This window comes from Mesorhizobium sp. M7A.F.Ca.CA.004.12.1.1, from assembly GCF_003997835.1.
Taxonomy (GTDB): Bacteria; Pseudomonadota; Alphaproteobacteria; order Rhizobiales; family Rhizobiaceae; genus Mesorhizobium.
Genome location: NZ_RZRK01000110.1, coordinates 1 through 11,046, shown reverse-complemented (window position 1 = coordinate 11,046; position 11,046 = coordinate 1). Strand labels below are relative to the sequence as shown.

Below are 11,046 nucleotides of genomic sequence, written 5' to 3'. Positions count from 1 at the left end.
GGCCGCGGCAATCGACATGCGCCCGAACGACGAATACCACGCCATGGCACGGTGAATTTGCTTTCTTCTCCCCTTTTTACGGGGAGAAGATGCCGGCAGGCAGGCGAGGGGCACCAACGTCTGTGAATCGAGGGCCAACTTTGCGCTGCCCCTCACCCGACCCTTCGGGACACCCTCTCCCCGTAAGCGGGGCGAGGGAACGTCACCGAGCAGCGATCGCCGCCGCGGCGCCGGCCATCGTCGTCGCGCTGACGCGGTTGGCGATCTTCATGGCGCGTTTGCTCTTCAAAAGCTTGCGCGCCTGTGATGCGGCGAGCACCCAGGCGAGATCGATGGCGACCAGCACCACGGCCATGGTCGCCGTCAGCTCGACCCAGCCGACGATGCTGACCGAAGCGAGGTCGATGATGGTCGGCAGCAGCGCCAGGTAGAACATCATGATCTTGGGATTGCCAAGCGTCACCGCCATGCCGGCGAAGAACAGCTTTGCCGGAGAATCCTCGCGCGGCATCTCGCCCCCTTCTGCATCGACAGGCGCGGTCCACATTTTCCAGGCGAGGTAAGCGAGATAGGCGACGCCGACCCATTTCACCACGACGAAAGCGAAATGGAAGGTCTGCGCCACGACAGCCAGGCCGAACACCGCCAGCGACAGCCAGATGCCCTCGCCGATCCACATGGCGAGCAGGAACGGGAACACGTCGCGAAACCCTTTCGAGATAACGCGCGCAACGAGCGCCGCGATCGAGGGGCCGGGCGAACCGGCGGCAACGAACAAAGCGGCGGCGAAGATCAGGAGCGAGGTGGGGTGCATAACCGGGGTCTCTGGTTGAAAACCTTCGATTTCGGATATTAGCGCAAGTGGCTCGGCTGCGGTAGCACCGACAAAAGACCCTTGTCGGTCCAGCATCTCGCGGCTAGAAAGGCCGCCGCGAAACAATTTTGAGCGTCACTTTGCCTACGTAGCCGCCGGTCTCGTCAACTCCCCCGACACACTGCATGACTCCGCATTCGCGGTGTCTGTTTTCATTTCATGTGTTCTTCTGGGCGGCGGTTCGAGACCGGTTTGGCACTGCTGAACCGTTGTTGCGCGCTGCCGCCCGTGACATCCGATTTCCGATCATAGCAAGCGACCGCCACGCCGCGCCCGCATGGGCATCTCGACATCGCCGGCCTGATGAACTTCCCGACGGGAAGGGCTTATCGGCATGTCTGGACTCCAGCGTATCCACTGGGCAATCGCGCCCAAGACCGCACCTCGGCCGCTCATCAGCTGCAGTCGTTGCGGCACTGTGAAGGCCTATTGCAGCAGCGGGAAATTCCGCGTCAACGCCAACGGCAAACGCATCGACGTGTGGCTGATCTATCGCTGCATCGACTGCGACAACTCCTGGAATTTCGGCATTTTCGAGCGCTGCAACCGCCGCGACATCGACCCGACGCTGCTGGCGGCGCTCGAACGCAACGATCCTGCACTCGCTCACCGTCATGCCTTCGATGTAATCGCGTTGCGCAACCGGATCGGGCGCGTCGAGGAGTTCTCCGATGTCAGCATTCACAAGCGCAGGCTCGGCGACACCGGGGAAGCCGCGACCGTGTTGGAGATCCAGCTTGGACTGGAAATGCCGACATCGCTGCGACTCGACCGGCTGCTCGCTGGCGAACTCGGCATCTCGCGATCACGGCTTCAGGCGCTGGAGGAGAGGCGGCTGCTCATCGTTGACCCGGATGGCGCAAAGGCCCTGCGCAAGCCTACCCGCGCGGGAATCGCGATCCGCATCGATCTGGCCGGCGAGGCCGATCGGCAGGCCATCATCTCGGCTGCCGGTGGATGAACGAAAAAGGGGCGGAACACTGGTTGCTCCGCCCCTATCGACTGTCGGAAAATAGAGAGCTTACGCCGCGCCGACCACCTTGGACGACTTCTCGAACCGCTTGCGCTCGTTCGGATCGAGATAGAGCTTGCGCAGCCGAATGGTCTTGGGCGTCACTTCGACCAGTTCATCGTCCTGAATCCAGGCCAGCGCGCGTTCCAGCGTCATGCGGATCGGCGGCGTCAGCTTGACCGCCTCGTCCTTGCCGGCGGCACGGATGTTGGTCAGCTTCTTGCCCTTGAGCACGTTCACTTCAAGATCATTGTCGCGGCTATGGATGCCGATGATCATGCCCTGATACACCTTGACGCCCGGATCGATGACCATCGGGCCGCGATCTTCCAGGTTCCACATGGCGTAGGCGACCGATTCGCCCTGTTCGTTGGAAATCAGCACGCCATTGGTGCGGCCCGGCAGCTCACCCTTGTAGGGCTCATAGGCGTGGAAGAGCCGGTTCATCACGGCGGTGCCGCGCGTGTCGGTCAAAAGCTCCGACTGGTAGCCGATCAGGCCACGGGTCGGCGCGTGGAAGACGATGCGCTGGCGATTGCCGCCGGACGGGCGCAGTTCGACCATCTCGGCCTTGCGCTCGGACATCTTCTGCACGACGACGCCGGCATGCTCCTCATCGACGTCGATGACGACTTCTTCGACCGGCTCCAGCAATTCGCCGTTCTCGCCCTTCTGCATGACGACGCGCGGACGCGACACGGCGATTTCAAAGCCTTCGCGGCGCATCGTCTCGATCAGCACGGCCAGCTGCAATTCGCCGCGGCCGGAGACGAAGAACGAATCCTTGTCGGGCGATTCCTCGATCTTCAGCGCGACATTGCCTTCGGCTTCGCGCAGCAGGCGGTCGCGGATGACGCGGCTGGTCACCTTGTCGCCTTCGGTGCCGGCCAGCGGACTGTCATTGACCAGGAACGACATCGTCACGGTGGGCGGATCGATCGGCTGCGCATGCAGCGGTTCGCTTACGCTCGGGTCGCAGAACGTGTCGGCGACGGTGCCCTTCGACAGGCCGGCAATGGCGACGATGTCGCCCGCCTGCGCTTCTTCGATCGGCTGGCGCTCAAGGCCGCGGAAGGCCAGGATCTTCGAAATACGGCCGGTTTCGATCTGGGTGCCGTCATGGTGCAGCACCTTGACCGGCTGGTTGGCCTTCAGCGTGCCGCTCTCGATACGGCCGGTGATGATGCGGCCGAGGAACGGATTGGCTTCCAGGATGGTGCCGATCATGCGGAACGGGCCGGGATGAACGGTCGGCTCCGGCACATGCTTGATGACGAGGTCGAACAGCGGTCCCAGCTGCTGGTCCTTGGGTCCTTCCGGATTTTCCGAAACCCAGCCATCGCGGCCTGAACCGTACAGAATCGGGAAGTCGAGCTGCTCGTCGGTGGCGTCGAGCGCCGCGAAAAGGTCGAACACCTCGTTGACCACCTCGACGTGACGGGCGTCCGGACGGTCGATCTTGTTGATGACGACGATCGGCTTCAGGCCGACCTTGAGCGCCTTGCCGACGACGAACTTGGTTTGCGGCATCGGCCCTTCGGCTGCGTCGACCAGCACGATGGCTGAGTCCACCATCGACAGGATGCGTTCGACCTCGCCACCGAAATCGGCGTGGCCGGGGGTGTCGACGATGTTGATGCGGGTATCCTTCCAGTCGACCGAAGTCGCCTTGGCCAGGATGGTGATGCCGCGTTCCTTTTCGAGGTCGTTGGAATCCATGGCGCGCTCGGCGACGCGCTGATTGTCTCGGAAGGAGCCGGACTGCTTCAAAAGCTGGTCGACCAGGGTGGTCTTTCCATGGTCGACGTGCGCGATGATCGCGATATTACGGATTTTCATGTTCTGGTCTCGGAAGCGTTGCAGGCAGCAGGCCAAAAGGCGCTGCCTCTTTCGGTTGCGCGGCTCATACAGGGTTTTTCGCAGTTGCGAAAGAGGAGGAGCGTCACCAAATACTCATCAAATCTTAAGCATCTGCGTGTGAGATGATTTTGTTAACCAAGGCGGGAACCCTTTGGGGCCCGGGCAGTTCAAACGTCATGACCGATAAACTCAACCGATTCTGGCCGCTCATCGCGTCTGTTGCCTTCGCCGTCCTGCTGGCGGCCAACGCCGCACAGTCAGCCGCGACGATGAAGGAATCACGGCCTGCCTTGCTGTCAGAGGCACAGTCGGCCGAGCAGATTTTCGCCGACGCACCAGACGGCGTCGACCCGATGGTGACCGGCCCGGTCAGCGCCGCCTTCAAGCAGCGCCAGGACTCCGCCAACTGCGACAGCGCCGTCTGGCCGAATATTCCCATGGTCTGCTACCCGGACTAGTCAGCGCTTCACCCCCCGCCCCGTCTCGCCAGCTTCGCTTTGCGAAGCCGCCGCCGACCTTCCCCACAAGGGGGAGGGTTGAGAAGCGCGCTTACGCCGACCGCACCGGGTCGAGCGTCACCTTGTAGAGTTCGTTGTCGTCGCGATCCATCAGCCGCACCGTCATCTGCTCGCTGGCGCCTGAAATATCGACGAGCCCGAAGAATTGCAGCCCGGCCGAGGGCGGCAGGTTCTGTCCCTGTTCGGCGGTCGGCGCCTTGATGAACTTCAGCTCCGGACCGAACGTCATGTCGAAATCGTTGGGACCGAACGTGCCGGCATGGATCGGACCCGAGACGAATTCCCAGAACGGATTGAACTCCTGGAACTGCGCCTTGTCCGGGTTGTAATAATGCGCGGCCGTGTAATGCACATCTGCGGTGAGCCAGACGGTGTTGCTGATGCCGGCATTCTTTATGAAGCGCAGCAGGTCGGCGATCTCGAGCTCGCGCCCTTTTGGCAAGCCATTGTCGCCATTGCTGACCGCTTCGGCGCCAACCTTCTTGGTGCCGTCGTCCCAGACGACGAGGCCGAGCGGCACGTCGGCGGCGATGATTTTCCAGGTCGCCTTCGAATTCGCCAGTTCGCGCTTCAGCCATTTCGTCTGCTGCTCGCCGAGCATGCGCGACTGCGGCGTCATCTCATCCTGCATGTCGGGACCATTGGGGCCGCGATAGGAGCGCATGTCGAGGAAGAACACGTCGAGCAGCGGCCCATAAGCGATCTTGCGATAGACGCGGCCGGGCTCGGACGGTTCGTAGCGGATCGTCGTCATCTCGTGGAAAGCCCGCGCCGCGCGGGCCGCCAGCACGTGGATGGATTTTTCCGTGTAGCGGCTGTCGGCGCTGAGATCCTTGGAATCCGACCAGTTGTTCAGCACTTCATGGTCGTCCCACTGGTAGAAAGTCGGGCAGATGGCGCTCAGGCCGAGCACGTTCCTGTCCATCATGTTGTATTTCCACTGGTCCCGGTACTCGTCCAGCGTTTCGGCGACCTTGCGCTTGCCGTCGATCAGCACGACGTTCTTCCACTTGCCGCCGCCGGGCAGGTCGACCTCGTCCTTCATGGCGCCGTCGGCATAGATGGTGTCGCCTGAATGCAGGAAGAAGTCGGGCGTGTGCTTGCCGATCGTGGCGTAGGTCTTCATGCCGGTCTCATCGATGCCCCAGCCCTGGCCGGCGGTGTCGCCGGACCAGGCAAAGCGGATGTCGCGCTTCGAGGCTGGCGCCGTCCTGAAACGGCCGGTGATCGGCTCCGAAACGGCGTTGATGTCGGCGAGATCGGCCGATGTCATGCGGTAGAAGATATCCTGGTCCGAAGCGAGGTCGGTGAGCAGCCGCTTGACCGTGTAATCGCTGGCCGGCGACGTATCGAGCGGCGCCAGCCGCGTCGCACTGGCGAAATTCTCCGTCGACGACACCTCGAACATGACGCGCGACGGTCGGTCGGTGCGCGTCCACACCATGCCGCTGGTGGCGTCGACATCTCCCGACTGGACGCCATGGGTGAAGGAAGGCCGCTGATTGGCGCGCGAATAATAGGGCAGCGCCAAGCTCGAGACGCCGGCCAGGCCAACGGCGCTGGCGGATGTGACGAAGGCGCGGCGGGTCATCGAGAGCTTGTTCATGGCTGTCTCCTGGTGGCTTGAACGGCGCCACCAAGGTCCAGCGTCAATGTTTCAGGCGCATCTCGGGATGATGAAGTTTTGATAACAATGAACAGGGTAATCTCCCCCTCGAGGGGGAGATGTCGCCAAAGGCGACAGAGGGGGTCGCCGCGCGTGGAGCGCTAACCTCCTTCTATCGCAAGAGGCCGAGCCCAGTCGGACCGACCCCCCTCTGGCCGCTTCGCGGCCATCTCCCCCTCGAGGGGGGAGATTAGCGTCGCGCCTAAGCCGCTTGCGGCTCCGGATCGAACGCCGGCTTGCTGGTGTTGATCAGCAGCGAGATACAGGCGGCGGCGATTGCCGTCATGCCGGCGATCAGGAAGGCCAGTTCGTAATTGCCCTGCAGCTCGCGCATGGTGCCGCCAAAGGCGGCGGCAGCGGCCGCACCGATCTGGTGCCCGGCGACGATCCAGCCGAACACGATCGGCCCACTGCGATCGCCGAACGCCTCGTTGGCGAGCCGCAGCGTCGGCGGCACGGTGGCGATCCAGTCGAGGCCGTAGAGCACGGCGAAGATGATCAAGCTGGTGGCCGAGAAGCCGGAATAGGGCAGATAGATCAGCGACAGGCCACGAATGCCGTAATAGACGCCGAGCAGCTTGCGCGGATCGTAGCGGTCGGTGAGCCAGCCCGACAACGTCGTGCCGATCAGGTCGAAGATGCCCATCATCGACAGCAGGCCGGCGGCCTGCACTTCGCCGATGCCCATGTCGCCGCAGAACGCGATCAGATGCGTGCCGACCAGCCCGTTGGTGGTGAAGCCGCAGACGAAGAAGGTGGCGAACAGATACCAGAACACCCGCGTGCCGGCGGCACGGCGCAGCGTCGAGAACGTATGCGCCAGAAAATTGCCCTGTGACGCAGGCGGAGTGGGCGGCACGTCGTCAGCCTCGGCGCCGTAGCGCACCATGCCGATCGATGCCGGCCGCTCCGGCACCAGCAGCCAGACCAGCGGTATCAGGGCAGCGGTCGCGATCGCGACCGCAATGACAACCGGCTGCCAGCCGCCCGACTGCGCCAGCGCGGCGATCAGCGGCAGGAACACCAGCATGCCCGAGGCGCTGGAGGCCGACATCAATCCCATGACAAGCCCGCGATTGGTCTTGAACCACCGGTTGACGATGGTCGCGCCGAGCACGCTGGCGACAGCACCGGAACCAATGCCCGAGAACACGCCCCAGGTGATGAACAGATGCCACGGCTTGGTCATCAGCAGGCTGAGCGCGGTCGAGCCCGACATCACCACCAGCGAGGCCAGCAGCGTGCGGCGAAGCCCGATGCGCTCCATCAGGGCTGCGGCAAATGGCCCTGTCAGGCCGTAAAGCAGGATGCCGACACCGGCGGCCAGCGAGATGATGTCGCGCCGCCAGCCGAAACTGTTCTCCAGCGGCAGCATCATGACCGAGGGTGCGGAGCGCAGGCCAGCCGCGACCAGCAGGCTAAGGAAGATCACGCCGACCACGACGAAAGCGTAGCGCTGGCCAAAGGGGCGGGATTGAGCTATCATGTTACTGACCGGTACGTTGCAGGTGGAGTATGTATACGTACCGATCGGTAACATTGTCAATCGAGCCACACGATGCCAACCGACAAAAATATTGATCTGACCATCAGCGACGATCATGCGTCGGCGCCGCCGAAAGCAGCCAAGAAGATCCTCGATGTGGCTTATGACCTGTTCTACCGGCGCGGTATCAGGGCGATCGGCGTCGACGAGATCGTCAAACGTGCCGGCGTCACAAAGCCCAGCCTCTATCGCAGCTTTCCGTCCAAGGATGAACTGGCCGCCTCCTATCTCAGGCAGTACGATCTTGAATATTGGGAGCGTTTCGACGAGGCGGTTGCCGCTCATCCCGGCGACCCGCGCGCACAGATCAAGGCTTTCCTGACCCGCATCGGCAAGCGCACGCAAGTGGCGGACTATCGCGGCTGCGGCATGACCAACGCGGCGGTCGAATATCCCGACCACAGCCATCCGGCCCGTGTGGTCAGCGAGGCCAACAAGCAGGAATTGCGCCGCCGCCTACGCGCCATGGCGGTTGCGATGGGCGCGCAAGACCCTGACACGCTCGGCGACGGCCTTCTGCTGCTGATCGAAGGCGCCTATATCAGTGGCCAGCTGTTCGGGCTCGGCGGCCCGGCGCAAGCGGTCGCCCGCAACGCGGACCTGCTGATTGAAGCGAGCTTGAAGAAATAACGTTTGGCGCTACGCTGCGGCAGCTTGCAACGGAGATTGACCGCCATGCGTGCCATTCTGATCCCGCTTGTTCTGGTCGGTCTCGGTCGGGCTGCGCAAGCCGACGGCATTTCCAGCGCCTACACCGATCTGGATTCGAAAAAGGATTGCGTGACCTACGCGCAGGCCGAGGAAGGCGACGGCGACTGGGCCGAACTCGCCTGTTCGGGCTATCGCGGCTATCCCGTACTGATAGCCTATGACGATGCCCGTGAATCGCTGTTCTACGGCTTTCCCCCCGGCGGCGACATGACAACGGTCTGGGAGAGCTTTTCCGGTTTCAATTCGTCCGGAGCCAAGATCGAATGGCGCATCGAGACCACCGGCGACAAGGCTGTGCCCTATGCAGCCATCCATCGCCGCTCGATCAGCAATCCCGAGGACGAGAAAAAGCCGACCGAGGTGCTGCTCGTCGCCAAGGTCGGCCAGATGGACGCCCGCGACGGCTGCACCGTCGGCCTGGTGCTGGCCACCGGCAATCCCACCGCCAACGATCAGGCGCGCAAGCTTGCCGACGACAAGGCACGCACCTTCGCCTGCGGCAAGGACAGGCGCACCGTCATCGGCAATGTGCCGGCTTTTGGCCGGGTGGATAACTGAGCACGGCGGAGATTGGGCATCGCACCCGTAGCTTCGTCATCCACGGGCGGAGCAAGGAGCGTAGCGACGCAGCGCAGACCCGAGGATCCATGCCGCGACATCAACACCGCCGCGGCGGTGCAGAATTCCGTTCCGCCGCACACGTCGCCTGGCGTCACGGCATGGATACCAGGGTCTCCGCGACGCCGCTTTGCGGCTGCTCCGCCCTGGTATGACGAAGTTGGGCTACTTGCTCGCCTTGGCCCGCTCGATCGCATCGACGATCATCTTCTTGGCATATTTGGAATCGTGCCAGCCTTCGATCTTGACCCATTTGCCGGGCTCGAGATCCTTGTAGTGCTCGAAGAAGTGCTGCACCTGCTGGCGCGTGATGTCGGGCAGCTGGGTGTATTCGGTGACGTTCTCGTAGCGCAGCGTCAGTTTCGGCGACGGCACGGCAATGATCTTCTCATCCTGGCCGGCATTGTCTTCCATGATCAGCACGCCGATCGGCCTGACGTTGATGACGCAGCCCGGCACCAGGGCGCGCGTGTTGCAGACCAGCACGTCGATCGGATCGCCGTCGCCCGACAGCGTGTGCGGCACGAAGCCGTAATTGCCGGGGTAGCGCATCGAGGTGTGCAGGAAGCGGTCGACGAACAGCGTGCCGGCTTCCTTGTCCATCTCATACTTGATCGGCTCGCCGCCGATCGGCACCTCGATGATGACGTTGACGTCCTCAGGCGGGTTCTTTCCGCTGGCTATGGCTTCAATGCGCATGGCTTAAATCCCTCTCTCGATGGACGATCGATAGCGGGCGGCGCGTCATGGTGCAATGCGGCGAATGGTGCTGGCTGAAATCGGGAGACGCAATGGCCGAAGGGCCGGGCTGTCATTCCCAGACGAAAGCGACCTTCTTGAGCGCCTTCTGCTCGAAGATCTCGACGCCTTCCGCAACATCGCGGCCGCCGGCGCCGGCATAAAAGGCGAGTGCGTTCTGGTTGTCTTCCAGCGCCCACACGACCATGCCTTTCAGCCCGTGATCGGCCAACCGCGCCTTGGCTGCCGAAAACAGGCGGCTGCCGAGCCCGATGCCCTGATATTCCGGCCGCAGGTACAATTCGTAGATTTCGCCTTGCTGCCTGAGTTCACGGGCGCGGTTCTTGCCGATCGTCGCATAGCCGGCGATCTTTCCGCCGATCTCGACCACCAGAACAGTGGCGGCGCGGCGAATCGCATTCGCCCACCAGTCGGCACCTCGACGGTTGATCATCGATGTCAGGGTGCGGTGCGGAATGATGCCGGAATAGGCGCCGCGCCAGGCCTCCAGATGCACCTCGGCGATGGCACTGGCATCGCGCGGGTCGGCTTTCCGGATGTCGATCGTCAGCGTATTCATGATTTGTTAACCATAAACCCGCATCGCCCGATTGCAAGAGTCCCGGCGGCCCGCCGGCTGCTTTCTCACAGGCGATCATGGCACTGATGAGATCAGGCAAAGCCTGCTTGAAAACGCGCTCAGCCGAGGCGGATGGCGTGGCCTTCGAGAACCGGAGAGGAGCGTTGTTTTGCACGTGAGCACCGGCCTACGCCGGCCGAAGCCTGCCTGCCAAGGCCGCTTATGAGTGAGTGCTTCGGTCGGCGAAAGCCGGAAGCGCAGAAAACCGCGTCAGGCGTCCGGCTGAGTAGCGTTTGCAGGCGGGCTTTCAGATTTCGACGAGATGGTCGTCAAGTTCGTTGCTGTCGCCCACCGTGACCGGGAAATGCTCGGCCAGCACCGCACCCACCTGCTCGATCGCCTTGACGAAGCCGTCGGCAAGCCGGTCGTCGCCGGCATGCGCGGTAAGGTCGCGCACGACACCGTCCCAGACATGCTGGCCGACCTTGGCGTCGATGCCCGAATCGGCAACCACTTCGGCGTAGCGTTCAGCGATCGAGACGAAGACCAGCACGCCGGTGCGCGCCGTGGTGCGGTGGACGTTGCGGGCAAGGAACTGCTTGCTCGCGTTGGCGTGCGCCGCCTGGTAGCGCAGCCGCCTCGGCACCAGATGGATGCGCAGGCCGGGCAGCGCCCACAACAAGGCCAGCACGCAGGCAAGCGCCAGGAGCTGGGCGAGGACGAAATGCGGCAGCCGGATCGACAGCCACCAGGCCTCCAGACCGTAGCCGACCGCCAGGCTGACGATCAGCATGCACACGGTCGCCATGAAGGCGGCCGGGAAGAAATAGCCGTCGCTGGCATGCGCCACGACGCAGTAGATCTCGCCGTCGGTTTTCTCCTCGGCGGCGCGGATCGTGGTTGCGATGCGCTCATGATCCTGC

11 protein-coding genes are annotated in these 11,046 nt (G+C 63.1%); 4 read left to right on the top strand and 7 right to left on the bottom strand.

What is annotated here, in order from left to right:
* Positions 1-202: 202 nt before the first annotated feature.
* Positions 203-814 (bottom strand): LysE family translocator, encoded by a 612-nt coding sequence (locus EN984_RS08460; RefSeq protein ID WP_127272477.1) that lies wholly within the window; start codon positions 812-814, stop codon positions 203-205.
* A 394-nt stretch (positions 815-1,208) separates the two neighbouring features.
* Here EN984_RS08460 and EN984_RS08455 point away from each other — a divergent pair, with 394 nt between their 5' ends.
* The gene (locus EN984_RS08455) at positions 1,209-1,835 is read left to right on the top strand and encodes a DUF1062 domain-containing protein (RefSeq protein ID WP_127267941.1); all 627 of its coding nucleotides are present in this window, start codon (positions 1,209-1,211) and stop codon (positions 1,833-1,835) included.
* Between the two features lie 60 nt (positions 1,836-1,895).
* On the opposite strand, the gene typA is transcribed toward EN984_RS08455, so the two are convergent.
* A complete protein-coding gene (typA, locus tag EN984_RS08450) occupies positions 1,896-3,725 on the bottom strand; it encodes a translational GTPase TypA (RefSeq protein WP_023811726.1) in 1,830 nt (609 codons plus the stop codon).
* A 197-nt stretch (positions 3,726-3,922) separates the two neighbouring features.
* Here typA and EN984_RS08445 point away from each other — a divergent pair, with 197 nt between their 5' ends.
* Positions 3,923-4,204 (top strand): hypothetical protein, encoded by a 282-nt coding sequence (locus EN984_RS08445; protein ID WP_236382934.1) that lies wholly within the window; start codon positions 3,923-3,925, stop codon positions 4,202-4,204.
* Positions 4,205-4,295: 91 nt separating this feature from the next.
* On the opposite strand, the gene EN984_RS08440 is transcribed toward EN984_RS08445, so the two are convergent.
* Positions 4,296-5,870: an alkaline phosphatase gene (locus tag EN984_RS08440; RefSeq protein WP_127267939.1), complete on the bottom strand. Its 1,575-nt coding sequence runs from the start codon at positions 5,868-5,870 to the stop codon at positions 4,296-4,298.
* Positions 5,871-6,132: 262 nt separating this feature from the next.
* Positions 6,133-7,416 carry an MFS transporter gene (locus EN984_RS08435; protein WP_127267938.1) on the bottom strand — a complete coding sequence of 428 codons (1,284 nt, stop codon included), beginning with the start codon at positions 7,414-7,416 and terminating at the stop codon, positions 6,133-6,135.
* A gap of 72 nt (positions 7,417-7,488) precedes the next feature.
* Here EN984_RS08435 and EN984_RS08430 point away from each other — a divergent pair, with 72 nt between their 5' ends.
* Positions 7,489-8,106: a TetR/AcrR family transcriptional regulator gene (locus EN984_RS08430; protein ID WP_127267937.1), complete on the top strand. Its 618-nt coding sequence runs from the start codon at positions 7,489-7,491 to the stop codon at positions 8,104-8,106.
* A gap of 45 nt (positions 8,107-8,151) precedes the next feature.
* Entirely contained in the window at positions 8,152-8,745 is a 594-nt protein-coding gene (locus EN984_RS08425) for a hypothetical protein (RefSeq protein WP_127267936.1), read from the top strand.
* 225 nt (positions 8,746-8,970) lie between these two features.
* On the opposite strand, the gene ppa is transcribed toward EN984_RS08425, so the two are convergent.
* The 3 genes from ppa to EN984_RS08410 all read right to left on the bottom strand — a co-directional run.
* Positions 8,971-9,504: an inorganic diphosphatase gene (gene ppa, locus EN984_RS08420; RefSeq protein ID WP_013528997.1), complete on the bottom strand. Its 534-nt coding sequence runs from the start codon at positions 9,502-9,504 to the stop codon at positions 8,971-8,973.
* 112 nt (positions 9,505-9,616) lie between these two features.
* Positions 9,617-10,123 (bottom strand): GNAT family N-acetyltransferase, encoded by a 507-nt coding sequence (locus EN984_RS08415; protein ID WP_013528996.1) that lies wholly within the window; start codon positions 10,121-10,123, stop codon positions 9,617-9,619.
* A gap of 307 nt (positions 10,124-10,430) precedes the next feature.
* Positions 10,431-11,046, bottom strand: a 616-nt coding sequence (locus tag EN984_RS08410; RefSeq protein ID WP_164765408.1) for a TPM domain-containing protein, incomplete at its 5' end; no start/stop codon positions are given.